Genomic DNA, 25,061 nt, shown 5'->3' with positions numbered 1-25,061 from the left:
GTGGCAGCAGCCCTGGTACTGATGGTCCAGTTCCTCTTCCCCTGGTTCTCCCAATTCACCACTTTGACTGACTCAACGATTGGTTTAGTGCAGCAGCCATGAGCACAACAAAAATTCTTGTAGTAGATAACTACGACAGCTTCGTCTACACCCTGGTGGGATACCTCCAGGAACTCGGTGCGGAGACCACCGTTGTCCGCAACGACGACGTGACACTCGCCGAGGCCACCGAGCTAGCAGCAACGCGCGACGGCGTCCTCGTCTCGCCGGGCCCCGGCACCCCAGCTGAAGCCGGCGTCTGCATCGAGCTCATCAAGTGGTGCGGCGACAACAACAAACCGATGTTCGGCGTCTGCCTCGGCCATCAGGCCCTGGCCGAAGCGTACGGCGGCGTGGTGACCCATGCCCCGGAACTCATGCACGGCAAGACGTCCCCCGTGAAGCACGAAGGCAAAAGCGTTTTTGTCGGGCTCCCCTCGCCCGTCACGGCAACGCGCTACCACTCCCTTGCTGCGGTTCGCGATTCCATCCCGGACGTCCTTGAGATCACCGCGGAAACCACCAACGGCGTAGTGATGGGATTGCAGCACAAGACCGCACCCCTCTGCGGTGTCCAGTTCCATCCGGAATCGGTCCTCACAGAAGGCGGCTACCAGATGCTCGGCAACTGGTTGGAGTCCCTGGGGATGGCCGGAGCGGCCGAACGGGCCTCCAAACTGAGCCCGCTGATCAAGCAGTAGGTGGCGGGGCTGCGGCGGTCGGCAGCGACCGCCGCCCTCCGCGTGCTAGCTCGTTCCTCGCTTTGATGCACGCTTCCGGGCGCCGGCCCGCTGCCTTCGGGCCGCTATTTCTTGGTGGGCGTTGGCTTCGGAGTTGGTTTGTCTGTCTCCGTGGGTGTTGGAGTGGGGGTCGGCGTCGGAGTGACGGGGGCTTTCGCTACCGTGATGGTGACGGTTTTACCCTGATCCACTTCGGTATTGAACGTCTCGCTCTGGGCCGTTACGGTTCCTGCAGCAACCTCTGAGTTTTCCTGCTCAACCACCACCATGGGCAAGCCATTGGTCTTGAGTGAGGCCTCCGCTTCAGCCAGCGGCAGTCCGATCAGCTGGGGCATGAGTACCTTGCCGGAGGAGACCTGGAGCTCCACCTTGGAGCTGATGGCGATGGCTCCGCCAGGGGCCGGGCCGGTATTGATCACCAAGCCCACAGGCACAGTGGCGCTGTGAGTCCGGACGGTGACAATATCGCCGGTGATGCCCAGCCTGCGCAGGGCGTCACGGGCGTCAGACTCCGTACGGCCCACGATGTCGGCCGGAATGGTCACCGAACTGGGTCCACTGGAAATCTTGAGGACAACTTCGGCGTCCTGGTCGAGCATTGAACCAGCAATGGGCGATGTGCCAATGGTCATGTCCTTGGCCACTGTGTCACTGGCTTCGCGCACCGTTTTAGGCACCAGCTTGGCCGAATAGATTTCCTGGATGGCCTGGGACTCGGACATGTTGGCCACAACGGGCACAGCGATCTTAGCCGGGACCGGCGGTTGCGCGTTCATGAGGTTGTAAAGCCAGAAACCGCCGCCTGCCAGCACAATGAGAGTAAAGATCACCAGAGTTGCAGCCCACGCGCGACGGCGGCTCTTCTGGCCCGCTGTCCGCTCGGTTTCCGGTGGGAGGCCCAAAGGAAGGACCTCCTCCGGCTGTTGTTCAGCGGGTTCGTCCTTGTATTGATCGACGGCGAGGAAACCAACAGCGGTGGAACTCAGGAGCTGCGTAGCTGGGTCCTCTTGGTCCACGAGGTCGTTCGGATCTGTGGGCGCCTCACTGGCCGCGACAGCCGGGACGGGAATGCCGTTGCTTGCCGCGCGCAGTGCGCGGCGGAAGGAGGCAGCGTCCTGGAAACGGTCTGTCCGGCTCTTCTGCAGAGCCTTTGCAAGGACCGAGTCGAGGGCTTCGGAAACGTCGGGGTTGTGGGCGCTGGGCATATCCGGGATTTCGCGGACGTGCTGGTAGGCCACAGAGACCGGGCTGTCGCCAACAAAGGGCGGCCGGCTGGTCAGCAGTTCGTAGAGGAGGCAACCGGCCGAGTAGAGGTCGCTGCGGGCGTCCACGGTTTCGCCGCGGGCCTGCTCCGGTGAAAGGTACTGTGCTGTGCCCACCACGGCCTGCGTCTGGGTCATGGTGGCAGCGGAATCTGCCATGGCACGTGCGATGCCAAAGTCCATGACTTTGACGTCTCCGGTGTCAGCACAGACCATGACATTGGCTGGCTTGATGTCGCGGTGGACAATGCCGGCGCGGTGGCTGTACTCCAGAGCCGCAAGGACACCGAGGGTGAAGCCGATGGAACTCTCCACACCAAGCTCGTTCGCCTTGATCATGTCCCGCAGGGTGCGGCCGGCCACGTATTCCATCACGATGTACGGGACCCGGACGTCCTCGCCGGGACCTCCGGGGACCGAGTACTCGCCGGTATCGAAAATGGCCACGATGGACGGATGATTCAGCGCCGCAACGGCCTGTGCCTCACGTTTGAACCGTGCTTGGAACTGCGGATCGCGGGCCAGATCTGCACGCAGGATCTTGACCGCGATGGTCCGTCCCAGCAAAGTATCCGTTCCGCGGTATACGTCCGCCATGCCACCACGACCGATCAAATCACCGAGTTCGTAGCGTTCATTGAGGATGCGCTGTGAAGACACAGGTGTGCTCTCCTCTCGATGCGCGGGACCTTGGCGTGGGGTAGACATGGGACTCAGTTAGTTGCTTGGGCTGCCGCTGGGGCTGGCGCTGGACGAACCGGGGTTTGTGGGTACAACGGCCTTGGACAGGAAGTAGGTCACGGTGGAGCCTGCGGGAACCTCAGCTCCTGCTGCCGGCGAAGACCTTACGAACGTACCGGCCTGTTGGCCTACGGCTCCGTTCACCGGATCCCCGGCTACCCACCGCAGTCCGGCGCCCTCAATGGCCGCGCGAACCTGTGACTCGCTGGCTCCCACGCTGATGGTGGGGACGGCGACCGCCTCAGGTCCCTTCGAGTACTGAACCGTGATGGTTTGTCCCGGATCAACAGGTCCTGTGGGGTTGAGATCCACCACGGTCCCTGGAGCAGCCGGGTTGAAGACCTCCACACCGTTGACGCCGAGGCCCAGATTGCGGAGTTCCGCGCTGACGGTTTGGAACGGCTGACCCAGATACTGCTCGGGGATCACGTTGACCTTCTGCGGTGTTGACTGCGTCGGCGTCGGAGACGGTGCCTCGGACGTCTGCGTTGGAGTTGGCGTGGCCGAGGTGGATGTCGGGCTAGCCGAGCGGCTGGTGCTGACTGTGGTGGACTGGCTCGGGCTGGGGGTCGGCGAGAAGAACCCGGACTGGGTAATCAGGAAACCAACCAGCGCGAACAGCACCAGCAGGATCAAGGCAACCATCGGCCAAGTCCAGGGGCTGCGCTTCTTGCGTTCCGGCTCGCCATCGTCGAAGTTCTCGTCGTCGGTGTAGACGACCTCCTCTTCGTCGTTCAGCTGACGCTCTGCCTCCAGGGCATTTGCGCGTGACAGCGGATTGTCGGACGAGGCCGCAGCCGCACCGACAGCAGCTCCGGCTGCACCGGCGCCCAGCACCGGAAGTGCGGAGGTCGCCGTCGACGACTGCTCTTTTCCGTACGGCGAGGTGACGACGCCGGTGGGGGCCGTTGCGGTGTCCACAGGCGCCGTGATGGGTCCGGTAGTGGATTCGAACAGCAACATGCCGGGTACGGCGGCATGGGCTGTGGCGATGTCGCCGTTGCGGATGGCCTCGGCGGCTTCGGCCAGCTTGATCGCGTTGGCAGGACGGTTCTTGGGGTCCTTGGCCAACATGGACATCAGGAGGGCGCGGACGGGTGTCGGCAAGGTCTCCGGAAGGGGCGGGGGTGCGTCATTGACCTGCGCCAGGGCAATGGCGATCTGCGATTCGCCGGAGAACGGACGGTGGCCCGTGAGGCACTCGTAGCCGATGACGCCCAGCGAGTAGATGTCCGAGGAACCCGTGGCGGTCTGTCCGGTTGCCTGCTCAGGAGCCAGGTACTGGGCAGTGCCCATCACCTGGCCGGTCTGGGTCAGGGGAACCTGGTCCGCCAAGCGGGCGATACCGAAGTCGGTGACCTTGACGCGGTTGTCCGGTGTGATCAGCAGGTTGCCAGGCTTGATGTCACGGTGGACCAGGCCCTGGGCGTGTGCCACGGCAAGGGCGCGGGCGGTCTGCGCGATGATGGAGAGCGTCATGTCCGGAGACAGGACCTGCTCCCGCTCAAGGATTCCGCTCAAGGGGTGACCCGGAACGAGCTCCATGACCAGATAGGCCGAGCCGGCTTCTTCGCCGTAATCGAACACGTTGGCGATGCCCACGTGGTTGAGGAGGGCGGTGTGCCGTGCCTCGGCACGGAACCTCTGGAGGAACCCGGGGTCACCCGTGTATTCCTCTTTGAGTACCTTGATGGCAACGATCCGGCCAAGGATCTGGTCCTTGGCCTTCCAGACCTCGCCCATGCCGCCAATCGCAATACGACTGGTCAGTTGGAACCTGCCGCCGAGTGTGATTCCCGAAGTAGGCCTCACTTATTCAACACCGCCTCAAAAATCTTCTTTGCGTTCGGACTGGTTAGCTGGGCACCGCTGAGCACATCCACACCTTCCATGACGATGGTGACGGCTACTTGCGGGTCGTTTGCCGGGGCGAACCCGGTAAACCATGAGTTGTTCAAACCTGAATCGCCGAGCTCCGCGGTACCGGTCTTGCCGGCGACCTTGACGCCGGGGACGGCTGCTCCCTTGGCAATGCCGTTGTCCACTGCGCTGGTCATCCACTCGGTGATTTGCGCCGCGATGGGCTGGGTGGTGCTGGTGCGGAGGGCCTCGGGCCTGAGTTCGCTGATGACGCGGAGATCAGGAGCGCGGACGGTCTTGATCAGGTTCGGCTTCATCTGCACACCGCCATTGGCGATCGCGGCAGTCATCATGTTGATCTGCAGCGGGGTGGCCTTGACGTCGCGCTGGCCCACGGAGGACTGTGCGAGCTGGGCCTGGTCGAGGTCCTCGGGGAAAATACTGGGCGCCTGCTGGAGCTTGAGCTGATCGCCGAAGGTCTCGCCGAAGCCAAACTTCTGTGCCTGTTCGCGGATGGCATCCTGGCCGAGGTCCAGCGCGATGCTGGCGAACGGAGTATTGCAGGACTGCTCCAGGGCAAAGGCAAACGACGCCGTCTCCCGGACATTGCAGTTGCCACCGGCGTAGTTGGGCAGGCTGGCACTGGAACCCGGCAATGGCAGGCTGCTGGGGTTCGGCAGCTCGCTGTCCTTGTTGTATTTGCCTGAGTTCAGCGCAGCAGCTGTGTCGATGAGCTTGAAGACCGAACCCGGCGAGAGCAGGTTGCCTGTGGGGCCGCTGACGTTTTGGTTAAGGTTGATGCCCGGGACCTGGTTCAGCTCGGCGTAGCTTGCTTCTGCGGCGGCCGTGTCATGGGTCGCAATCAAGTTGGGGTCGTAGGACGGTTTGGACACCATGGCCAGAACGGCGCCGGTCCTGGGATTGGTGACCACGATGGATCCACGCTGTCCATCGGGGATGAGGTCGAAGGCCAACTTTTGAATTTCGGGATCCAGGGTCAGTTCTACCGATGCACCCTTCGGCTCGTTGCCCAGGAACATCTGGCTGATGCGGTCCAGGAAGAGCTGGTCCGAGTTGCCGGCGAGGGTGTCCTCCATGGAGAGTTCCAAGCCAGTGGAACCGAAGCCCTTGGAGAAGTAACCGGTAATGCCGGCGTAGAGCTCAGGCTGGTTGTACTTGCGCTGGAACGCGCAGGACTCTGTGCCGGCAACAGACTCAGCCACCGGCTTGCCGCCGACGATGATGGCGCCGCGGTCGTTGCAGAACGAGGCGAGGATGGCGCGCTGGTTCCAGGGATTGGCGTTGAGGTCGTCAGCGCCAATGACCTGGACATAGCTGATGGCACCGAAGATCAACGCGAACATGGCGACGGCGGCCATCCAGGAGCTGCGAATAGCCTGGTTCATTGGTGCTTCACCGCCTCTGTTGGTGCGCTGGGTGTCTGTCCTGTGGTGGGTTTACGTGCGGGCGCGCTGCTGCTGGCAGGGGGTTTGCCCACCATGGGAGTGGTGTCCACCGGCCCGCGGGCCGTGTTGGAGATCATGAGCAGCAAGCCGACGATGATCCAGTTGGCCAAGAGCGAGGAACCACCGGCTGCCAGGAAGGGTGTGGTCAGGCCCGTCAACGGGATGAGCCGGGTGACACCGCCGATGACGACGAAGCACTGCAGGGCGATCGCGAAGGACAGGCCGCACGCCAGGAGTTTCCCGAAGGCATCGCGGGTACCGAGGGCGGCGCGGAAGCCGCGCGTGAAGAGCAGCAGGTACAGCATGACGACGGCGAAGAGGCCGATCAGGCCAAGTTCCTCGCCGATGAGGGCCACAATCATGTCGCTGTTGGCGAACGGAACCAGGTCCGGGCGGCCTTGGCCAAGGCCCGTACCAACCAGCCCGCCGTCGGCCATGCCGAACAAGCCCTGCACAATCTGCCCACTGCCACCGGGCGACCTGCCGAAGACCTCCGGGGTGAAGGCGTTGATCCAGCTGTCGATGCGGAAAGCTACGTGCGAGAAGATCTGCGAGGCAATGAATCCGCCGCCGAGGATCAGCAACAGGCCAATGACAACCCAGGAGATACGGCTGGTGGCCACGTAAATCATCACGATGAACAGGCCGAAGAAGAGGATGGAGGAACCGAGGTCACGCTGGAAGACCAGGACGCCGATACTGACCAACCAGGCGGTGATCATGGGCCCGAGGTCCTTGAAGCGCGGGAACTGCATGGGACCGATCTTCCGGCCGGCCAGGAGGATGAGATCCCGGTTGGAGGAAAGATACCCGGCAAAGAATATGGCCAGCGTGATCTTGGCGATCTCACCTGGTTGGAACGTCATGGGGCCAACACGGATCCAGACGCGGGCGCCGAGGATTTCACCGGCGGAAATGCCCGGTATCAAAGGGAGGATCAGCAAGAACGCACTGGCTGCCAGGGAGATGTACGTGAAGCGACGCAGAATCCGGTGGTCCTTGAGGAACCAGATCACGGCGATCGACACGGCCATGGCAATCAGGGTCCAGCGGAGCTGGTTGTTGCCAGTATCGTCACCCGGACCGTCCATGCGGTGGATCAGGGCAAGTCCCAGACCGTTCAGGGCCACGACAATCGGAAGTATTACCGGATCGGCATATTTCGCGCGAAGCCTGAGGACGATATGGAAGGCGAAAGCCGCCACAGCCAGCAAGCTTGACTGGAACCAGAAGTCCCGGTCCAGGCCGACGTCGGAATTGATGCTCACCAAGGCACTCGCGCCTACACCTACGGCAAGGGCCAGCACGATGAGGACAAGCTCAACGTTCCGGCGTGGTTTGGAAGCAGTTTCAGTCTGTATCACTTGGCCGCCTCACAGGGAGTCGGGACGGGCGAAGGCGTCGCAACGGCCGCAGTACTCGGAACGGGCACGGTGCTGGTGGGCGACGGCGTGGCAGTCACTGTCGCCGAAGTAGTGGTGGGGCAGTTTGCAGAGGCGCTGCCGGTGTTCTTGAGGTTCTCCACTATGGCCTGTGCGTCGTCGAGGTCGCCCGCGGGAACCGTCTGGCGTACGCTCTGCTGACCGTATTCCGGCAATGAATCCACCCTGATATCGGTTACGGCTTCGAGCCGGGAGAGCTGAATGGGGCCGAGTCGCTGCGAGATGCCATTGAAGATGGCGACGCGCTGATCGTACTCGCCCACGTAGTAACGGGTTTGGGTCCACGCGTAGCCAAGCCACAGGCCAACCACGACGCCCACTACAACAACCGCTGCGACGGCGGGCATCAGCCAGCGGATGCGGCGTCGTGCAGGTTCCTCGATGTCCAGCCGATCCTGTTCGGCCTTGTGGGTGAGGACGGTGGCAGCCCTGCGGGCAACCGTCCGGCCTGCGACAGTAGGGATGGAGCCGGTCTCCGCAGCTGTTGCCGCAGCGCCAACCAGCTCATGGGGGCGGCTGGCCAATTCTTCGCGCAGGACTTCGGCGGACAGGTGCTCGCCCAAGTGCGGATCCGTGGTGATGGGAGGTTCTTTGGACTCATCCGAGGACGTGGAAGCCTCAACGGATTCGTCGTCTGCGCCGCTGGGGTCACCGGCGCTGAACGACGATCCAGCATCGGCCTCCTTCGCAGCCTTCTCCTTGGGCTCGGCCGGGGCATCCTCGGCCGACTTGGTGGCGGAAGGACCCTCAGTGGACTTGGAGGCGGTGACCGCTTCGGGCTCGTCCACCGCGGCAAGCGCCGCAGCCGGAACGACGTCGACGGCGGCCGTGTTGACGTCGTCGTCGGTCTCTTCCACGATCTCCAACATCACTACGGTGACGTTGTCCGGGGCGCCGGCTTCCAGCGTGAGGTCAACCAGGATTTCAGCGCATTCGCGAAGGTCTTTGGTTTCACGAACCATGCGCTCCACCACGTGCCCGGCCACATAGTTGAGGCCATCGGAGCAGAGCAGCCAGCGTTCGCCGGGTTCGACGTCCAGGACGTCCAAGTCCAGTTCCGGGCTGGCATCGACGTCGCCAAGGACGCGCATCAAAACGTTCTTGTGGGGATGGGTTTCGGCTTCTTCAGGACGAAGGCGTCCCTCGTCAATGAGCCGCTGCACGAACGTGTGGTCGATGCTGATTTGCTCAAACTTTTTGTTACGCAGCCGGTAGGCCCGGGAGTCGCCGATGTGCGCGAAGTGGAGCTTGCGGTCTTCCAGGAGGAGGGCAGTCACGGTAGTTCCCATGCCGGAAAGCTTGGGATTCTGGTGCACAAGCTCAGAAAGCAGCGAATTGGCCGTTTGGATCTCATCCGCGAGGACAGTCTCTGCACCGTCAGGATAGTCGTCATGGTCCAGGTGGATCATGTCCAGGACCGTTGACGCCGAAGCGACATCGCCGCCGGCATGGCCACCCATGCCGTCGGCCACCACTGCAAGATGGCGACCCACGTAAGCGGAGTCGTCATTCTTGGAGCGGATCCGTCCGACGTCGGAGCGGGCCGCGTAGCGCATGATGAGTGGGCGCTCCGCAGGCGTTTCCTTGCCTTCGGGGGTCTCGGGGGAAGCCATGGACTATGGCCTCAATTCAATGACCGTCTTGCCGATTCTCACGGGGACGCCAAGCTCAACCGGCAGAGCACGGGTGAGCTGTTGATCGGCCAAGTACGTGCCGTTGGTGGAGCCCAGGTCCTCAATGAACCAGCGGCTGCCTTGCGGGAACAGACGCGCGTGCCGGCCGGAAGCGTAGTCGTCTTCCAGGACCAGGGTGGCTTCCTGCGCGCGGCCCAACAGGATAGGGCTGGCGGCCAACGGAACAGTGGTGCCCTTGAGTGGCCCCTCAGTGACAACCAACGTGCGTGCATGCTGGATGGCCGGCGGCGGTGACGCTGCCAGTTCCGGATGCTTGCGCACTTCGCGGGCCGTGGGCACTCCGGTAACGGCTTTACGGCCGATCTGGAAGTCGCGGCGCATGGTGGACACAATGCTGAAAATCAAGACCCACAGCAGCAGGAGAAACCCGAAGCGAAGCGCTGTGATGGTCAGTTCGCTGATGTCGTTCACGCGTTGCCACCCGGGGTTTGGGGGAGAAGGCGGAAAATGATCTTGGTACGTCCCATCGTGATGGTTGAGCCGTCTGTAAGTTCCACGCTGCCGTTTACCTTATGCCCGTTGACGTAGCTGCCGTTGGTGGAACCAAGGTCAACGGCAGACGTGCTGCCGTTCTGTGTGCGGATCTCAAGGTGTTTCCGGGAGACGCCGGTGTCATCCACCAGGATGTCGGCCTCCGAGGAGCGTCCCAGCACCACGGACTGGGCATTGAGGGAGTACCGCTGGCCACCGATGTCCAGAACTGGCTGGAGGCGGATGGGCTGCCGTGCCGGGGCGGCCGGAACGTTGGCCCGTGGGGCCTGGGGGGCGGGAGCGGCGTTGTCGGAGGATTTCTCTGTCCGGGAAGTGATCTCAAAGTGCCCGGCGCGTTCTTCGTCATTACGGCGGAACGAAATCCGCACTGCACCCTGAAGCGTGTAGCCCTGGCTGCGGACGTGCTGGATGACGACGTCGCAGAGTTCCTCTGCCAGGGGAGTTCCCCATTCCTGGGCCCTGGCAAAATCCTCGTCGCTAAGCAGGACATCGAAAACATTGGGAGCGAGGGTGCGGCCGGCAGCGATGGTGATGGACTTGTTGTCCAACTCGCGCCTCAACTTGCTCGCAATCTCCACTGGCTCAACACGTGCACGCGACCCTGTGGAGAAGACGTTGCGAACGGCTTTTTCAATGCCGCGCTCGACTTTGTCCAGCAAACCCATGTCCTTCTCCTTTCCTTGCCGCGGCACCCGCTGTGCCTGGTCCGATAGTCCGTCTGCGCACACAGCGAAGTACGCGCCTGACGGCCCTTCCACTTCCCGATACTACTGGGACTGACTGGGAATGGCCTTAATCCACAACGCCTTGCGACCCGGAAAAGTTCGCTCCCGGCCCTTGCTGGTGCGGGAGTCGGGGTGTGAAATTTCCGTGGAGTTCAGCCGGTGGAACGGGATTTTTCCGGGCTCCGGGGTCTCGCGGAGGGGGCGCCATCTCCCGATTGGTGTTTTGCCGGGAATGTCCGTTATGCTTGATCTCGCTGCTTTTGAAGGAAACGAAGCTGGGAAACCCGCGGAGTCCGGAAAAAGAAGTTGCGCGCGAGTGGCGGAACGGCAGACGCGCTGGCTTCAGGTGCCAGTATCCGAAAGGGTGTGGGGGTTCAAATCCCCCCTCGCGCACGCAATCGAAAGAGCCCCAGTCTTCGGACTGGGGCTCTTTTGTTTTCCAGGGGATACCAACTGGGTGACAGATAACGCTCTATTGGCGCTTCGTAGGAGCAGTTGCTGATACCTAGTTGGGTGCGCCGCGCTCAACCGTCAGCTGCGCGCGGAACCCGTGAACCGGCGTCGTGAGTTGCTCAGGTGCAGGCGCATGGCTGCTGCGGCAGCCACTTGGTCGCCCTCCGCGATGGCCGCGTATATAGAGGAGTGCTCGTGGACGACCTGGGCGAAGCGCTCGGGGGAGTCCCGGTCTTCGCTGGCAACGAGGCGAGGGCGGGGCATGGTGATCATGGTCTGGCCCAGGGCGGAAATGCAGTCCGTATAGAAGGGATTGCCCGTGGCCGCAGCAACGGCACGGTGGAACTCGAAGTCCGCTTTCATGGAGTGCGCCGGGTGGCCTGAGCTCGCGGTGAATTGTTCCAACGCGCCGTGCACGGCCTTGAGTTGGTGTTCGGTGTGGTTCTTCGCTGCCAATGCGGCGGCTTCGGTCTCGACGCCGACGCGGAAATCGAGCATCTGAAGCCGGTCTTCCATGCTGGAAACGGGCCGTGTTCCTGGCGCTGCTGCGGGACCTTCCGCGGGTGGGGTCAGCGCGAAGCTGCCCCGCCCGCGTTCGGTTTCCACCAATCCCTCGGCTTGCAAGCGGGTCAGGGCGGAGCGGACGACGGTCCGACTCACCCCGAACTCGCTGATGAGGGTGTTTTCGCTGGGGAGCTTCTCTCCTGGTTGGATGGCGCCGTCGACGATGCGGTTGCGGAGGTCGGCGGCGAGATCCGCGGTCAGGTTTCGGCTCATGGGTTCAAGATTACGCGCCGAACTCCACTGATTCCGTGGTCCACGCGCGGGCCTGATCGCTGAGCGTGACTCCCAAACCGGGGCGGTCGGGAACGATCATGCGGCCGTTTTTGGTCTCCAGGCGTTCCTCGAACAGGGGGTCGAGCCAGTCGAAGTGCTCCACCCACGGCTCGCGTGGGTACGCGGCGGCCAGGTGCAGGTGGATCTCCATGGCGAAGTGCGGTGCAAGGCCGAGTCCGCGTTCATCCGCGAGGGCGGCGAGGCGCAGGAACTGGGTGATGCCGCCGACGCGGGGTGCGTCCGGCTGGATGATGTCGCAGCTGTTGGCGTTGATGAGGCCCTTGTGTTCAGCAACGGATGCGAGCATCTCGCCCGTTGCGATGGGCGTATCCAGGACCTGGGCCAAGTGTGCGTGGCCCTCAAAGTCGTAGGCATCCAGCGGTTCTTCGATCCAGATGAGGTTGAATTCCTCCAACTGGCGGCCCATGCGCAGCGCCGTGGCGCGGTCCCATTGCTGGTTGGCGTCCACCATAAGCGGGACGTCCCAGCCGATGTGCTCGCGGACTCCGGCCACGCGACGCAGGTCTTCTTTGGAATCAGGCAGTCCGACCTTGATCTTGATGCCGCCGATGCCCTCATCGATGGACCGGGTGGCGCGTTCCTTGACCTCGTCCAGTGTGGCGTTGAGGAAGCCGCCTGAGGTGTTGTAGGTCTGGACGGAGTCGCGGTAGGAGCCCAGCAGTTTGGCCAGAGGGAGTCCGGCGCGCTTGGCTTTGAGGTCATAGAGTGCGATGTCGATCGCGGCAAGTGCCTGCGTTGCCACGCCCGAGCGACCCACCGATGCGCCGGCCCAGAGGAGCTTGGTGTAGATCTTGCCGATGTCGTTCGGGTCCTCGCCGATGATGCCTTCGGCGACTTCCTTGGCGTGTGCGTACTGTGCGGGTCCGCCTGCACGCTTGGAGTAGCTGAAGCCGATGCCGCTGTGGCCCTGCTCCGTGGTGATCTCGGCGAACAGGAACACTACTTCGGTCATGGGCTTCTGCCTGCCGGTGAAGACTTTCGCGTCGCTGATCGGTACGGTGAGGGGCAAGCGAGCCGTGGACAGCTTGACGTGGCGAATGAGATCTACGGTGCTCATGGTTCTCCTAGTGGGTGCGGCATCCTTGCCTGCCACTTAGGATACAAGTTGTAAACTTATACTACAAGAGTTGGGCGGTTGTTATGGCGACTGCGGAGGCCTCGCATACCCACCTGTTTCCGGGGGCTGTCCTTCTTATGGAAGGGGCGGGCCCCTCTTTGGCGGTCACTTTTTCGGACGGCGCTTCGACTTCCGCTGAAATAGTCGACGACGGCGGCAAGCCCGCCTTGGTGGTGGAGGCGTACGCTACGGGTGCCGGGACGGTGATCCCCCGCAAGCTGTGGCCGGTGAGTGCCTCTGAAACCGACGGTGCTGGGGTGCGGCTGAAGCTTGGGAGGCCGGTGGTGCTGGAGTGACCGGCGGTTAGGTGGGCCCGATCGAGTGCCGGAGCATCAGATCCATCCCTGTTGCCAGGCTTTCTCGGCCGCTTCGTGCCGCGAAACGGCTCCAAGTTTCATCATTGCCGAGGACAGGTAATTGCGCACAGTTCCGGGGGCGAGCCGCAATGCTTCGGCAACCTGCGTCACGCTGGACGTTGACCGGCTGTACCTTAAGGCATCAAGCTCGCGGTCGGTGAGGGGGCAGCGCTCGGCGGCCAAGGCCGTCGCTGCAATTTCCGGGTCGATATACCGCTTGCCGCCGGCAACGTCACGGATGACGTGGGCCAGGTCTTCAGCCGGGGTGGATTTGGGGACGAAGCCCGAAACCTTCGAGGCCAGTGCCCTGCGCAACACCCCGGGCCGGGCATGACGCGTGACAATAATGACACGTGTTTTGACGGTGGACAGGATGCGGGCTGCTGCCTCTACGCCGTCCATCTTGGGCATTTCCAAATCCAAGAGGCAGATGTCCGGCTGAAACTCCAGTGCTAACTCGGCGGCAGTGACACCATTGTCGGCACTGGCAACCACCTCGATATCAGGCTCCAGCCCTAAAAGAGCCTCCAAGGCGCCGCGGATGAGATGTTCGTCGTCGGCTATCAACAAACGGATGCGCTGCGGCTCATCAAGATCGTTCACGAAACAATTCCTTTGGTGGGGACCGACGCCTGAAGTTCAAAGCGCTCCGCGTCCAAGATCGTTTCGACCTGACCACCCAGCGCCGAAATCCGTTCGCGAAGGCCAGCAAGGCCATTGCCGGGTAACAGGTTGACTAAGGAATCGCTTGTCACCCCGTTGTTGCGAATGGTGAGGCTGCAGCTATCCGCGGAAGCTTCCAGCGTGATGGAAGCCAGTGTTGCATTGCTGTGCCTGAGGATGTTGGTGGTGGCTTCACGAACCGCCATGGCCAGCGCCTTATGAACGTCGGGGTTTCCAGGAACTGCGTCAATCGTGAGTTCGCAATGTGCTCCGGAGGCCGATAGCACTTCTCGTGCGTTTTCGAGTTCGTTTTCGAGAACTGTTCCCCGGTACCCGGAGACCAGGGAACGGGTTTCCTCAAGCGCCTGTTTTGCGATAAGCCGTGCATCGTGAATGTGCCCGCGGGCAGCATCGAGATCGACAGTGAGCAGTCGTTCCGCAAGTTCGGACTTCAGGGCAATGACTTGGAGGTGGTGCCCCTGAATATCGTGGAGGTCCGCGGCAAAGCGCAGCCGCTCTTGGGCAACAGCCAGTTCTCCCGCCATGAGCCGGTGCCTGTCCAGCTCCACAACTATCCGCCACCACCACAAGCTGCTCATCAAGACCACGGGCATCAATGCCGCATAGCTGAGGAGCATGCGAAGACCGGGCTCTTCAGGAAATGTGTAGCCGTGGCCATGGATCAACGAGTAGATGGTGGGATGCAAGAGCGTCGTGGCTAGGCCAGCGCCCAGCACGGCCAGCCGCTGGCGGGAAGGAAGCAAGCAAGCCACCAGGCAGGCAGCAAGCCACAGCGGCAGGCTCCACATCAGCGCATTGCTGGTGGTAGAGATCAGGCCCAACACCCAAACGGCGACAGAAGAAACAAGCAGCGCCAGCGTCCAGGGGGTACTCGGAAGGCCTCCGTTCAAGCCCGCCCGCAGGAACCAGCAGTAGCGGATCTGGGCCGCCACCGCGCTGAAAAGAGCAAGGAGGAGAAGCCCGTTAGCGCCGTCGGAATGGGAAGAGAACGCTTCCAAGGCAAGAATGATCAGCATGAAATCGAGCACCACGAGGATGAACACCATGGAACCGAGTGTGTAAGTCCACGTCGTGCGCACGCTGCGACCCGGGCGGGAGGTGGGCTGCGGAACCTCACGGGTCGTGGCTGCGGACATGACGCCCAGTGTAGGGCAATGACATTTGTCATGGATTTTCCTGCGGAAGTGCTGGCGAAACGGTGACAGCAAGGCACTACATGGACCCCGGTTGACCCCTGAAAGATGGGACTGTCAGCGTTTTCCATCCACGAAAGTAGCCATCATGATTGAGTCCCTGCAAGGCTTCACTTCCTCCCTCCCGCCCATGTTGCAGTGGGTGGGGGTGCTGCTGATAGCGGCCGTCCCTTTTGTGGAGTCTTACTTCGGTGCTGTTGTGGGCGTACTGGCGGGCGTGAATCCTGTGGTGGCGATCGCTGCGGCTGTGGTGGGAAACATCGTCTCGCTGCTCGTTTTTGTTTTTGCCGCCCACCACGTGCGGACCAAAGTGTCCGCGAGCAGGCCATCCAAGGAGATGACTCCTCGCCGTGCCAAGCTGCGGGCTACCTTCGATAAGTTCGGCGTCGCAGGAGTAAGCCTGATCGGCCCAACAATCCTGCCCAGCCAGATCACGTCCGTTGCCATGATCTCCTTTGGAGCCTCCAGGAACGCCGTCATCCTCTGGCAGATCATTTCAATAATTGTCTGGGGGACAGCATTCGGCGTCCTGGCTGCATTGGGCGTTTCGCTTGTCCGCTAGAGCATCTCGGGCACGGCTTGTACTTCGAGTTCCGAGAATATTCTGAGTGCTTGCAACACACTTAGGTACGTGGCGGACAAGTACAGGGTATGAGCTACCTTTCGAGAGCCCCTGATCGGGAAGAGGCCTTTCGGGCACTCTACGAATCCGCGTATCCCGACCTGCTGAAGTTCGTGCAGCGTCGCGCGGATGCGGCGAATGCCGAAGACATCGTGGCTGAGGCATTTCTTACCGTCTGGCGGCGGTTTTCGGAAGCGCCAAAGCACCAGGAGGACGCCCGGGCCTGGGTTTTTGGCATCACACGAAATCTCATGCTGAATGCCCGTCGAGGAGAACAGCGACGGCAGGCCCTGGGTGTCCGCTTAGCCGAGGTGACGGTGACGTCTCAGGGCAATAGTTCCCACGCTGACCTGGTCACCAGTCGCGTTGACTTAGGCAGAGCCTGGGCACTTCTCTCCGAGGTCCACCAAGAGGCCCTTGGGCTTGCGATCTTCGAGAACCTGGCCGCACCCCAAGCAGCACATGTCGTGGGTATTTCGCCAGTCGCGTTTCGGCTCCGCCTGACCCGCGCAAGGCGAGCCCTGAGACTGCTTCTTGACCACGTCCCCCAGAATGAGTCGCCGACGCCGGCGACGTCTCCCGAAAAGGCCACGACATCATGAAAACCAGCCGAAATATCGACACGCAGCTGCGCTCCATGGACGCAGCCGGGCAGGTCGCAGCTCCCAACCCGGGCCGTACGCAAAGAGACCTGGAAGAAATCCTCAGGTCCCGCCCGTCTTCTTCGGACAGAGGCGCTGGAGCCGTGGACGGCAAAACGTCGACGTCGCGCCCAAACCGCCGTCGCCGTCGAACCCTCGCGTTGGGTGCCGTTGCGTTCGCAGCCACGGCCAGCTTCTTGGTGGTGCCCGTACTTTCAGGGGGAGACCCGGCCTTTGCAACGTGGACCGCAGCCCCTGGCGCACTGATCGGTACGGAGCGAGACAGTGCGGTCTCGGACTGCATCCGGTCCAGCAAAGGTACTGGTGATGGCATGTTCGCCGGCGATGTGGACGCGGCAGAAGTTGCCATCGCCGAGAGGCGCGGCGCTTGGGCTACCGTCGTCCTCGCTGGATCCGGCGGGTTCGAAGCAACTTGCACCACGGATACAACGGCTCCATGGTTCAAAAAGGGATCCATCGGCTCAGTGGGAAAGCCCGGAGACGGTCAGCCGCTCACGTCCCGAGGAGTCAGAGCCACCCAACTTGGAACAGGTGTCATCGCAGACAATCCGCTTTCAATGGCGTCCGGACAGGTTGGCACTGACGTTGTGGCTGTCGCCTACACCGCGACAACTGGGGAACGGATCACAGCCACCGTTTCCAAAGGCCAGTTCGCCTTCTGGTTTCCCGGCACTGAACTGACAAACTCCTCTGACCAACCCGTACCCGTTGAAGTGACGTACTCCGATAACACAACCGAAATCCGCTTCCTCAGCCTCTGACGGTAACCCTTGAGACAAAGGAAAAACCTACCCCCGCAGCGCCCCGAAACCCGTTATCAGGGCCTCGAGTCCCAAACTGAAAGCAACATCAGTGGGACGCGCATGCTGTTCCAGGGCCAACCGGTCCACCGCGGCGGTTAAGTTGGGGACCTGGTCAGCCAGCCTGCCGGCGTCGAAAATGTCCTCCGGCGCGTTGACGTCGTATGCGGCGCCAAACACAAACGCTTCCAAGGCGACGATCGCCGAGATGATCTTCTCCTCAGGGAACCCGGCGTCGCGGAATCCGGCAGTCACGGCCTCGTACATTGCCAGGGTCTTGGGGGCGTTTGCCACGGGAAGTACTGCAATCACGGGGATCAGCGGCGTATGCTCCGAGAAAACATCGCGGTAGGACCATGCCCAGCGGCGCACGGCAACATCCCACGGCTCCACCCCGAAAGCAGAGACGTCAACCATGGCTGCCAAGTGGTCCTCCACCAGCAGCAAAACGTCGTCCTTGGAGGCCACATGGTTGTACAACGCAGACGGCGCGACGCCGAGGGAGCGGGCCAGTGCCGCCATGGTGAGTCCGTTGTAACCCTTGGAGCTGATCAACTCGAGTGCCGCCGTCGTAATCCCGTCTTGGTCCAGGACCGCCGCCGTCGGTCGACCGGCGCGGCGGCGCACAGAACCGGCAGGGCCGGCGGACGGAGCGGGAGTTGGTGCGGGCATCGGAAGCCTTTCTGCTGCCTGTGTCCCCAGCATTATTCCATCGGGCCTTCACAGCGGCCGACTCCAACGCTACTATGGATATAAATGAATGGCATTCATTTATTGGTCAGCCACCACGGACGGCCACGGAGAGGACATCATGCAGAATCTTGATCGCGACGTTGTGATCGTCGGTGCCGGACCGTCAGGGCTGACGGCGGCACGCGAATTGAAGAAGGCCGGACTCAGCGTCGCAGTGCTCGAAGCACGCGACCGCGTGGGCGGCCGCACCTGGACCGACACCATCGACGGCGCCATGCTGGAAATCGGCGGCCAGTGGGTTTCCCCGGACCAGACGGTGCTCATGGAGCTGCTGGACGAGCTCGGACTGAAAATGTACTCACGCTACCGCGAAGGCGAGTCCGTCTACATCGGCGCAGACGGCAAGCGCACCCAGTACACCGGTGACACCTTCCCGGTAAACGAGAACACCAAGGCCGAGATGGACAAGCTCGTAGCCATCCTGGACGAGCTCGCTGCGGAGATCGGCCCCACCGAGCCCTGGGCGCACCCCAAGGCACGTGAGCTGGACACCATCTCCTTCCACCACTGGCTCCGTCAGAACTCCAACGATGAGGAAGCCTGCAACAACATTGGCCTCTTCATCGCCGGTGGCATGCTGACCAAGCCCGCCCACGCTTTCTCCGCACTTCAGGCAGTGCTGATGGCAGCTTCCGCCGGTTCCTTCAGCCACCTCACGGACGAAGACTTCATCCTGGACAAGCGCGTGATCGGCGGCATGCAGCAGGTCTCGCTGCTGCAGGCAGCAGAGCTGGGCGACGACGTCGTCCTTAACAGCCCCGTCCGCACCATCAAGTGGGACGACAACAACGTGACCGTGGTCTCCGAGCAGGCAACGGTCAACGCCCGCTTCGTGATCATGGCTGTGCCGCCCAACCTGTACTCCCGGGTCTCCTTCGATCCGCCGCTCCCGCGCCGCCAGCACCAGATGCACCAGCACCAGTCCCTGGGCCTGGTCATCAAGGTCCACGCGGTTTACGACACGCCGTTCTGGCGCGAAGAAGGACTCTCCGGCACGGGGTTCAGCGCCGGCGCGCTGGTCCAGGAGGTTTACGACAACACCAACCACGGCGATACCCGCGGCACCCTGGTGGGCTTCGTGTCCGACGAAAAGGCCGACGCCGTGTTCGAGCTCAGCGCTGAAGACCGCAAGAAAGCGATCCTGGAATCCATCGCCGGATTCCTGGGCGACAAGGCACTGACCCCTGAGGTCTACTACGAGTCCGATTGGGGCTCCGAAGAGTGGACCCGCGGCGCGTACGCCTCCAGCTACGACCTCGGTGGCCTGCACCGCTACGGCAAGGACCAGCACGCCAACGTCGGACCGATCTATTGGTCTTCCTCCGACCTCGCGGCCGAGGGTTACCAGCACGTCGACGGCGCCGTCCGCATGGGCCAGGCAACCGCCGCCCGCATCGTGGAAGCCAACAAGCTGGCTTCGGTCGCCGTCTAACCGCTGTGAAACCGCACCGGCAGGCCGGGGGAGCACAATTCCCCGGCCTGCCGGCTCCACTGTTTAAGAACTGAAAGGACCACCATGCGCTACGTAGTGGGCTACACCGCCAACGCGAGGGGGCACGACGCCGTTCACCTTGCCGTTGCGCTGGCCCGGAACCACGATGTCAGCCTGGATCTGGTCCTGGTGATCCCGGAAGATTCCCCGTTCAACGCCGTCTACCCGCCTGAGGCCGGCTACAACGACATCCTCAACGAGCAAGCGCAGCGCTGGTTGGACGAAGGCCTTGCGCTGGTTCCAGCCGACGTCACCGCCCGCGCGCACATCCGCCGCGGCGACTCTGAAGCGCAAACGCTGATCGATGCTGCCGTAGAGATGGACGCGGCCGCCTTGGTCATCGGCGCTACCAACGGTGGCCTGCTCAAGCGGTTCACCATCGGCTCGGTAGCCAGTTCGCTGCTCCATTCGTCACCGGTTCCGGTGGCTCTGGCGCCTCACGGATACCGGCGCGCGGAGCCCATCACGCGCCTGAGCTGCGGTTTCGGAACGCGCCCGGGCGCCGATGAACTGCTCGACGTCGCAGTGGAGTCCGCGCGGGACCGTGGCCTTCCGCTGCGGCTCGTCTCCCTGTTGGCGCTCGACGGCGGTGACTCGCCTCAGCTGCTCGACACGGCGTGGATGCATGCCGCCGACCGGATTGCCGCCGTCGACGGTTCCCCGGCAGGTTCGCAGCTGCCGGAGCCCGAGATCGTGGTGGCGCAAGGCCGCACCATCGAAGAAGCCGTTGACCGACTCGACTGGGAAGACGGCGAAATCCTGCTGATCGGCTCCAGCCGCCTGGCCCAGCACCGGGCCACCTTCCTGGGCAGCACCGCCAACCGGATCCTGCGTGCCCTGCCCGTTCCCATGATCGTGGTACCCCGCGACTACACGCGACAAAGCTCCTAGCAATCGCCTGAGAGGCAAAACCCATGTCCACTGCACCAAAGACGGTCCAGTCGAAAGAATCGCCAGCCCTGAGTGAAAAGGGGCTGAAGGCCGGATCGGTGGGCCTTATCGGCGCCGTCGTGATCGGTGTTTCCTGCATCGCACCCGCCTATACCCTGACTGCAGCCTTGGGCCCCACCGTGTCCGAGGTGGGCGTGCACCTGCCCGCCATCTTCCTGGTGGGCTTCATCCCCATGTTGCTGGTGGCGCTCGGCTACCGCGAACTGAACAACGCAATGCCCGACGCCGGTACCTCCTTCACGTGGGCGACGCGCGCCTTCGGTCCGTGGATCGGTTGGATGGGCGGCTGGGGGCTGATCGCTGCCACCATCATTGTGCTGTCCAATCTGGCGGCCGTGGCGGTGGACTTCTTCTACCTGATGCTCGCCCAGATCTTCAGCAATCCGGAGCTGGGTGAGCTCAGCAAGATCCTTCCGCTGAACATCGCCACCACGCTGGTGTTCATCGCCTTGGCCTGCTGGATTTCGTACCGCGGAATGGAGACCACCAAAGGCGTTCAGTACGTGCTGGTGGCCTTCCAGTTGCTGGTCCTGGGCTGGTTCGCAGTCTCCGCATTCGCCCACGTGGCAAACGGCACGGCCTTCGACGCCACCGCCATTTCACCGGACTGGTTCAACCCGTTCGCCGTTGACTCGTTCTCACAATTCGCCGCAGGTGTGTCGCTCTCGATCTTCATTTATTGGGGCTGGGACGTCACCCTCACCATGAACGAGGAAACGAAGAACCCGGAGAAAACGCCGGGCCGCGCCGCGACTATCACGGTGCTGGTCATCGTGGTCATCTACATGACCGTTGCACTGGCTACCCTCTCCTTCGCCGGCGTAGGGGAGACAGGATTGGGTGCCGGAAACCCGGAAAACCAGTCCAGCATCTTCGCCGTGCTTGCCGGTCCGGTGATGGGCCCCTTCGCGATCCTGATGTCACTGGCCATTCTGAGCAGCTCGGCGGCATCTTTGCAGTCGACGTTCGTTTCCCCGGCCCGCACTATGCTCGCGATGGGCCACTACCGCGCCATCTCGCCGAAGTTTGGCAAGATCAGCCCCACGTTCAAGTCGCCCAGCTTCGCGACCATCGCCGCTGCGATCGCCGCCGCCGGTTTCTACGTGATCACCCGGACCGTGTCCGAGAATGCGCTGTGGGACACCATCACAGCTCTGGGCATGATGATCTGCTTCTACTACGGCATCACCGCACTGGCCTGTGTCTGGTTCTTCCGGGCATCGGCGTTCAGCAGTGTCCGGGCGTTCTTCTTCAAGTTCCTCGCCCCGTTGCTGGGCGGTGTGATCCTCTTGGTCATGTTCGTCAAGACTGCCATGGACTCCATGGATCCTGAGTACGGCTCGGGCTCATCCGTGGGTGGCGTTGGGCTGGTGTTCGTTCTGGGAATGGGCGTGATCCTCCTGGGCGTAGTGATCATGCTGGTGATGTACCGGGTGCGGCCCGAATTCTTCAAGGGCAAGGTTCTCACGCGGGCCTAACCGCCCCGCTCCGCCGCGGGAAATGGACGCCGCAAACGCGAGAACGGCCGCGGAGAAGTCAAGCACGTCCGGGGCTGCTCGCTGGCCGTGACCGCCGCGGTCCTCGTGGAGCAGCCAGGCTTGGCCTCCACGTTCGCGGATTCGGGTAACAAGCTCGACGGCGGCACTGTTGTCAATGCGTTCGTCGCGCCCCATGAGGCAGCACAAGAGGGGCGGCAGCGCGGCGGCGGAGCTGAGTCCGCCCAGCAGGTGAACCGGGGAATAGGCAGCCCGGTCATGGTCAGAGCTCTCCCCGTCGGCACCAAACTCGTGCAACCATTGCTTCCCCAGGCCATGGCGGTGAAGGTCCACGGTGTCCAGCAACGGAGCTACGGCTACCGCTCCACCGAGGGAGGCGGGGGACAGCAGGGCCGCAGCTGTGACCACCAGTCCACCGTGTGAGGCCCCGAAGGCAACGGTCTGGGCAGGCGTGGTCCAGCGGGTATCGGCGAGATAGCCAGCCACGTCAATGAGGTCCAGGATTGTTCGCATCTTCCGTTTCCCCCGCCCGGCGTGGTGCCATTGCTTCCCCAGCTCGCCGCCGCCCCGTAGGTGCGCAGCCACGTACACCCCGCCGCTCTCCAGCCACGCCGGCACACTGGGCTCGGCCTCGGTCCTGTGCGTTACGCCGAAACCGCCGTAGCACGTGAGAATCAGCGGCATTGGCCGCGCTGGTAAGCCGTCAGGTCCAAGGTCTGATGCCCGCGCGGAGATGACCAGGGGAATCTCGACGCCGTCACTCGCCAGGGCTGTGACCCTGCGGTGGACGATGTCGCGAGGGAAGTCCATGGAGGCGTGCACCGGTTCGTCCACGCAGAAGACACCCAACGGGCGTTCCGGGGAGGCCGTCTGGAGCCAGAGGTCAGTGCCATCGGCATGGGGCCGGACGGCGAACGACGACACGTGTTCCGCTGGGGACAAGCCGTAAACGGGGAGGCCATCCAGTGTGACTGTAGTGCCGCCGTCATCGTCAGGGGCCAGTTCCACGCGGCTGTCAGGAGTTAAGGCAGCCACGTGATGCCAGTCCCCGGATGCCAATTCCCACTCCCGTGACCGACTTCCCGGCTTCTTCGCCGCGAGCCGAAGGTGCTCTCCAGGGTGAGTCAGTGAGAGGCGGATGCCCGTGGTGTTGCCAAGATCCGCTGGAAACGGGAGCTCCTGCGTGTGATCTGAGCCGAGCGGGCAGCGCATGATCTGCTGGCAGGGGGGCTTGCCGGTCAAGACCCAGATCCCGCCTCCGTCTGGCTCCCAAACCGGCGCAGCGTACCAGGCCGTCGCGCCAGGGATGCGGACCGGCTGCGTCCCGGCAGCGAGTATCCAGGTTTCGGCTAGTTCACTGGCGGAGGTGCTCAGCAAGGCCGCGATGCGCGTTCCGTCAGGGGCGATGGAGAAGCCGCGGACAATGGTGCCCGGTGGCGTGGGCAGCCGGACACCGGGCGGTGCCGCCACGTCCACGTGGGCCCGGCGAACGGTCCAGGCATCCCGAAGCATGGACTCGGCCGCCAGATACAAGGACGCAAACGCTTCGCCCGGCCCGCGCCAGAGAAACGCAGCCTGTCCGCCGGCGAACTGGGGGAGCCCTTGGCGGGGTGTTGAGTCCCAGCGTTCCAGGAGGGAACGGAAATGCGGCCGAAGTCCTCTGCCAGGAACAGCCTCCTCGAGGGTGTTCACCGTCCCACCGTGTCGCCCGGCGCTGCGTCCACAGCAGATACCCAAGCGAGGTGGCCGCCGTCGTGCAGGGGACTGCCCAGGGTGATGGTGCGCAGGGGGCTACCGGCCGCTGATGTGTCCACTACGTGCAGTTCGCCATGTCCACCGCGGGTCACGGCGACGAGTTCCGAGGACGGTGAGGCGGCAATGGCGCGTCGTTCGGCGTTGTCCCAGGGTTCATGGCCGGGCCGTGGGGCGCCGTCCATGCGGGGGAGATCCCACGTGCCCCGCAGCACCGGCGGGCCTGCTTCCAACGGTCCAAGGTGGTGCACGGAAAGCTCGTCGCCTTCCGGATGGACGCGGGTGGTCGCGATGCCGGTGGCGGTCAGCGCGAAACGGAAGACCAACCCGTGGCCCAATGGTGTGGACTGCGTCAGCCCGGTATCCACGTGGTGCACCCACAAAGTGTTGCCCCATCGGGCCCAGCTGCGGGGCTCGCCGCCGCCGTGGCGAAGGACTGCCACCAGGACACGACGCCGCGGGCAGAAGCGCAGGAAGTAGGCGCGACCGGGCGCATCCCACGCGATGGCCTGAAGGGCCGCCGGCTGTGGCTTGCGGATGTCGAAGCATTCCAGACCCTGGCCCGTCGCCACGAACATGGTGCCCGTGACGGGATCGAAGGCGTCGCCGTGGCCGTCGGGGGAGGCCTCGGCCCGCCGCCTTTGCATAGGCGGGCAGTGCACGCCTTCGGCCAGGATCCCCTCCACGCTAAAGGATTCGATGCCGCCGGGTTCACGGTGGCGGACGACGGCGGCAGGCCCCTCGGGCGTTTCGCCCACCACAACGCCAGGCTCCCCCGCCCGGGTGCGGATCCGGCGTGAGGTGGGTCCGCCGTCGGCCTCCAGGTCCACAACCGTGAGGAGATCGCTCCAGGGTTCCCACGAGACACCAAGTCCGGTGGTGACGGCAATGAAGCGGCCGGAAATGTCGCATGCCAGGTGCTCGCCCGGGATGGCTACGGGAATGGTGCGGGGCGGGGTGTTGGTGACTGCATCGGCAATGACCAGGGCACCTCCGGCATCATCAATGAACGCGCATCGTCCGCCTCCCAACGGCAGGAATCCGGCGTGCTCCGCCAGGACCACGGAGTCCAGGCGGTGCTGGACTGCCCCGGTGACCGGATTCAGGAACTGTACGTTGCCCGCTTTTTGATCCGCGACAACCAAAACTTCGGAGTTCATTAGCGCTCCCTTTCGCCTAATTTGAGAATGGTTCTCATTAACTATAGTGTGACGTTGTCGCCGCAACAGCGGAGGCAACCACCACCACCGAAAGGAGACCAACCATGGAAAAGACCACGGTTCTGGTTGAAGTTGAAGAGACCGAGCAGCTGGCACACCTGTCGGCAACGCACTCGAATGCACTGGTCGAAAACCCGTTCGACTAGTCACTAAGCCAGGGGGCGGGCGCGCCGGAGCGCCCGCCCCCTTAG

Annotated in this window: 22 protein-coding genes, 1 tRNA gene and 1 pseudogene; 10 read left to right on the top strand and 14 right to left on the bottom strand. The window is 63.2% G+C overall.

Features of this window, described 5'->3' with window-relative positions; all coding sequences use genetic code 11:
• Positions 1 to 98 precede the first annotated feature (98 nt).
• Complete coding sequence (locus tag ABIE35_RS12975; RefSeq protein ID WP_354515468.1) at positions 99 to 740, top strand: aminodeoxychorismate/anthranilate synthase component II; 642 nt, start codon at positions 99 to 101, stop codon at positions 738 to 740.
• Between the two features lie 104 nt (positions 741 to 844).
• Here the strand turns inward: ABIE35_RS12975 and pknB are convergent, their stop codons facing one another.
• From pknB to ABIE35_RS12940, 7 genes are read right to left on the bottom strand one after another with little or no spacing between them, the layout of a single operon-like run.
• On the bottom strand, positions 845 to 2,749 hold the full coding sequence (gene pknB, locus ABIE35_RS12970; RefSeq protein ID WP_354515466.1) for a Stk1 family PASTA domain-containing Ser/Thr kinase: 1,905 nt from the start codon (positions 2,747 to 2,749) through the stop codon (positions 845 to 847).
• Between the two features lie 9 nt (positions 2,750 to 2,758).
• Positions 2,759 to 4,594, bottom strand: coding sequence for a protein kinase domain-containing protein (locus ABIE35_RS12965; RefSeq protein ID WP_354515465.1), 1,836 nt, complete (start codon positions 4,592 to 4,594; stop codon positions 2,759 to 2,761).
• Complete coding sequence (locus ABIE35_RS12960; protein ID WP_354515464.1) at positions 4,591 to 6,048, bottom strand: peptidoglycan D,D-transpeptidase FtsI family protein; 1,458 nt, start codon at positions 6,046 to 6,048, stop codon at positions 4,591 to 4,593. The genes ABIE35_RS12965 and ABIE35_RS12960 overlap by 4 nt, the downstream gene beginning before the upstream one ends.
• Positions 6,045 to 7,472, bottom strand: a complete 1,428-nt coding sequence (locus ABIE35_RS12955; RefSeq protein ID WP_354515462.1) for an FtsW/RodA/SpoVE family cell cycle protein — start codon at positions 7,470 to 7,472, stop codon at positions 6,045 to 6,047. Before ABIE35_RS12955 ends, ABIE35_RS12960 begins: the two co-directional genes overlap by 4 nt.
• Positions 7,469 to 9,163, bottom strand: coding sequence for a PP2C family protein-serine/threonine phosphatase (locus tag ABIE35_RS12950; RefSeq protein WP_354515461.1), 1,695 nt, complete (start codon positions 9,161 to 9,163; stop codon positions 7,469 to 7,471). Before ABIE35_RS12950 ends, ABIE35_RS12955 begins: the two co-directional genes overlap by 4 nt.
• A gap of 3 nt (positions 9,164 to 9,166) precedes the next feature.
• Positions 9,167 to 9,646: an FHA domain-containing protein FhaB/FipA gene (locus ABIE35_RS12945; RefSeq protein WP_089597073.1), complete on the bottom strand. Its 480-nt coding sequence runs from the start codon at positions 9,644 to 9,646 to the stop codon at positions 9,167 to 9,169.
• 5 nt (positions 9,647 to 9,651) lie between these two features.
• Positions 9,652 to 10,401: an FHA domain-containing protein gene (locus tag ABIE35_RS12940; protein ID WP_354515795.1), complete on the bottom strand. Its 750-nt coding sequence runs from the start codon at positions 10,399 to 10,401 to the stop codon at positions 9,652 to 9,654.
• 370 nt (positions 10,402 to 10,771) lie between these two features.
• Between ABIE35_RS12940 and ABIE35_RS12935 the strand changes: the two genes are divergently transcribed.
• A tRNA-Leu gene (locus ABIE35_RS12935) sits at positions 10,772 to 10,854 on the top strand.
• 138 nt (positions 10,855 to 10,992) lie between these two features.
• Here ABIE35_RS12935 and ABIE35_RS12930 read toward each other — a convergent pair.
• Together ABIE35_RS12930 and ABIE35_RS12925 are read right to left on the bottom strand one after the other, a co-directional pair.
• Positions 10,993 to 11,691 (bottom strand): FadR/GntR family transcriptional regulator, encoded by a 699-nt coding sequence (locus tag ABIE35_RS12930; RefSeq protein WP_354515459.1) that lies wholly within the window; start codon positions 11,689 to 11,691, stop codon positions 10,993 to 10,995.
• Positions 11,692 to 11,701: 10 nt separating this feature from the next.
• Positions 11,702 to 12,829: an L-talarate/galactarate dehydratase gene (locus tag ABIE35_RS12925; protein ID WP_090822204.1), complete on the bottom strand. Its 1,128-nt coding sequence runs from the start codon at positions 12,827 to 12,829 to the stop codon at positions 11,702 to 11,704.
• An 83-nt stretch (positions 12,830 to 12,912) separates the two neighbouring features.
• Here ABIE35_RS12925 and ABIE35_RS12920 point away from each other — a divergent pair, with 83 nt between their 5' ends.
• Complete coding sequence (locus ABIE35_RS12920) at positions 12,913 to 13,185, top strand: hypothetical protein (RefSeq protein WP_354515456.1); 273 nt, start codon at positions 12,913 to 12,915, stop codon at positions 13,183 to 13,185.
• Between the two features lie 36 nt (positions 13,186 to 13,221).
• Here ABIE35_RS12920 and ABIE35_RS12915 read toward each other — a convergent pair whose 3' ends face one another.
• Both ABIE35_RS12915 and ABIE35_RS12910 read right to left on the bottom strand, forming a co-directional pair.
• Entirely contained in the window at positions 13,222 to 13,848 is a 627-nt protein-coding gene (locus tag ABIE35_RS12915) for a response regulator transcription factor (RefSeq protein ID WP_354515454.1), read from the bottom strand.
• The gene (locus ABIE35_RS12910; RefSeq protein ID WP_354515452.1) at positions 13,845 to 15,065 is read right to left on the bottom strand and encodes a sensor histidine kinase; all 1,221 of its coding nucleotides are present in this window, start codon (positions 15,063 to 15,065) and stop codon (positions 13,845 to 13,847) included. The genes ABIE35_RS12915 and ABIE35_RS12910 overlap by 4 nt, the downstream gene beginning before the upstream one ends.
• 145 nt (positions 15,066 to 15,210) lie before the next feature.
• Between ABIE35_RS12910 and ABIE35_RS12905 the strand changes: the two genes are divergently transcribed.
• From ABIE35_RS12905 to ABIE35_RS12895, 3 genes are all read left to right on the top strand, one after another.
• Complete coding sequence (locus tag ABIE35_RS12905) at positions 15,211 to 15,684, top strand: hypothetical protein (RefSeq protein ID WP_354515450.1); 474 nt, start codon at positions 15,211 to 15,213, stop codon at positions 15,682 to 15,684.
• A gap of 89 nt (positions 15,685 to 15,773) precedes the next feature.
• The gene (locus ABIE35_RS12900; protein WP_354515448.1) at positions 15,774 to 16,346 is read left to right on the top strand and encodes an RNA polymerase sigma factor; all 573 of its coding nucleotides are present in this window, start codon (positions 15,774 to 15,776) and stop codon (positions 16,344 to 16,346) included.
• Positions 16,343 to 17,167 carry a hypothetical protein gene (locus ABIE35_RS12895; protein WP_354515447.1) on the top strand — a complete coding sequence of 275 codons (825 nt, stop codon included), beginning with the start codon at positions 16,343 to 16,345 and terminating at the stop codon, positions 17,165 to 17,167. The genes ABIE35_RS12900 and ABIE35_RS12895 overlap by 4 nt, the downstream gene beginning before the upstream one ends.
• Before the next feature lie 27 nt (positions 17,168 to 17,194).
• On the opposite strand, the gene ABIE35_RS12890 is transcribed toward ABIE35_RS12895, so the two are convergent.
• Complete coding sequence (locus ABIE35_RS12890; RefSeq protein ID WP_354515445.1) at positions 17,195 to 17,911, bottom strand: TetR/AcrR family transcriptional regulator; 717 nt, start codon at positions 17,909 to 17,911, stop codon at positions 17,195 to 17,197.
• A 55-nt stretch (positions 17,912 to 17,966) separates the two neighbouring features.
• Between ABIE35_RS12890 and ABIE35_RS12885 the strand changes: the two genes are divergently transcribed.
• The 3 genes from ABIE35_RS12885 to ABIE35_RS12875 all read left to right on the top strand — a co-directional run bounded on the left by ABIE35_RS12885 (position 17,967) and on the right by ABIE35_RS12875 (position 21,880).
• Positions 17,967 to 19,391, top strand: a complete 1,425-nt coding sequence (locus ABIE35_RS12885) for a flavin monoamine oxidase family protein (protein ID WP_354515443.1) — start codon at positions 17,967 to 17,969, stop codon at positions 19,389 to 19,391.
• 84 nt (positions 19,392 to 19,475) lie between these two features.
• On the top strand, positions 19,476 to 20,342 hold the full coding sequence (locus tag ABIE35_RS12880) for a universal stress protein (protein WP_354515442.1): 867 nt from the start codon (positions 19,476 to 19,478) through the stop codon (positions 20,340 to 20,342).
• 23 nt (positions 20,343 to 20,365) lie between these two features.
• Positions 20,366 to 21,880 carry an APC family permease gene (locus ABIE35_RS12875; protein WP_354515440.1) on the top strand — a complete coding sequence of 505 codons (1,515 nt, stop codon included), beginning with the start codon at positions 20,366 to 20,368 and terminating at the stop codon, positions 21,878 to 21,880.
• A gap of 39 nt (positions 21,881 to 21,919) precedes the next feature.
• On the opposite strand, the pseudogene ABIE35_RS12870 reads toward ABIE35_RS12875, so the two are convergent.
• Positions 21,920 to 22,582, bottom strand: a pseudogene (locus ABIE35_RS12870) (prolyl oligopeptidase family serine peptidase); the annotation flags it as partial.
• Positions 22,583 to 23,586: 1,004 nt separating this feature from the next.
• Positions 23,587 to 24,810, bottom strand: coding sequence for a YncE family protein (locus ABIE35_RS12865; protein ID WP_354515438.1), 1,224 nt, complete (start codon positions 24,808 to 24,810; stop codon positions 23,587 to 23,589).
• A gap of 104 nt (positions 24,811 to 24,914) precedes the next feature.
• Here ABIE35_RS12865 and amiA point away from each other — a divergent pair, with 104 nt between their 5' ends.
• Positions 24,915 to 25,016, top strand: coding sequence for a streptamidine family RiPP (amiA, locus tag ABIE35_RS12860; RefSeq protein ID WP_242703463.1), 102 nt, complete (start codon positions 24,915 to 24,917; stop codon positions 25,014 to 25,016).
• Positions 25,017 to 25,061: the final 45 nt, after the last annotated feature.

Source organism: Paenarthrobacter sp. 4246 (assembly GCF_040546855.1).
Classification (GTDB): domain Bacteria; phylum Actinomycetota; class Actinomycetes; order Actinomycetales; family Micrococcaceae; genus Arthrobacter.
This window is presented reverse-complemented; position numbering and strand designations above follow the sequence as displayed.

Excerpts from the sequence above, each read along its gene's own strand:
- ABIE35_RS12900 (WP_354515448.1), top strand. The coding sequence starts at position 15,774 with ATGAGCTACCTTTCGAGAGCCCCTGATCGGGAAGAGGCCTTTCGGGCA.
- ABIE35_RS12960 (WP_354515464.1), bottom strand. The coding sequence starts at position 6,048 with ATGAACCAGGCTATTCGCAGCTCCTGGATGGCCGCCGTCGCCATGTTC.
- ABIE35_RS12865 (WP_354515438.1), bottom strand. The coding sequence starts at position 24,810 with ATGAACTCCGAAGTTTTGGTTGTCGCGGATCAAAAAGCGGGCAACGTA.
- ABIE35_RS12885 (WP_354515443.1), top strand. The coding sequence starts at position 17,967 with ATGGCATTCATTTATTGGTCAGCCACCACGGACGGCCACGGAGAGGAC.
- ABIE35_RS12910 (WP_354515452.1), bottom strand. The coding sequence starts at position 15,065 with ATGTCCGCAGCCACGACCCGTGAGGTTCCGCAGCCCACCTCCCGCCCG.
- ABIE35_RS12930 (WP_354515459.1), bottom strand. The coding sequence starts at position 11,691 with ATGAGCCGAAACCTGACCGCGGATCTCGCCGCCGACCTCCGCAACCGC.
- ABIE35_RS12920 (WP_354515456.1), top strand. The coding sequence starts at position 12,913 with ATGGCGACTGCGGAGGCCTCGCATACCCACCTGTTTCCGGGGGCTGTC.
- ABIE35_RS12925 (WP_090822204.1), bottom strand. The coding sequence starts at position 12,829 with ATGAGCACCGTAGATCTCATTCGCCACGTCAAGCTGTCCACGGCTCGC.
- amiA (WP_242703463.1), top strand. The coding sequence starts at position 24,915 with ATGGAAAAGACCACGGTTCTGGTTGAAGTTGAAGAGACCGAGCAGCTG.
- ABIE35_RS12890 (WP_354515445.1), bottom strand. The coding sequence starts at position 17,911 with ATGCTGGGGACACAGGCAGCAGAAAGGCTTCCGATGCCCGCACCAACT.
- ABIE35_RS12950 (WP_354515461.1), bottom strand. The coding sequence starts at position 9,163 with ATGGCTTCCCCCGAGACCCCCGAAGGCAAGGAAACGCCTGCGGAGCGC.
- ABIE35_RS12940 (WP_354515795.1), bottom strand. The coding sequence starts at position 10,401 with ATGGGTTTGCTGGACAAAGTCGAGCGCGGCATTGAAAAAGCCGTTCGC.
- ABIE35_RS12880 (WP_354515442.1), top strand. The coding sequence starts at position 19,476 with ATGCGCTACGTAGTGGGCTACACCGCCAACGCGAGGGGGCACGACGCC.
- ABIE35_RS12975 (WP_354515468.1), top strand. The coding sequence starts at position 99 with ATGAGCACAACAAAAATTCTTGTAGTAGATAACTACGACAGCTTCGTC.
- pknB (WP_354515466.1), bottom strand. The coding sequence starts at position 2,749 with ATGTCTACCCCACGCCAAGGTCCCGCGCATCGAGAGGAGAGCACACCT.
- ABIE35_RS12875 (WP_354515440.1), top strand. The coding sequence starts at position 20,366 with ATGTCCACTGCACCAAAGACGGTCCAGTCGAAAGAATCGCCAGCCCTG.
- ABIE35_RS12905 (WP_354515450.1), top strand. The coding sequence starts at position 15,211 with ATGATTGAGTCCCTGCAAGGCTTCACTTCCTCCCTCCCGCCCATGTTG.
- ABIE35_RS12895 (WP_354515447.1), top strand. The coding sequence starts at position 16,343 with ATGAAAACCAGCCGAAATATCGACACGCAGCTGCGCTCCATGGACGCA.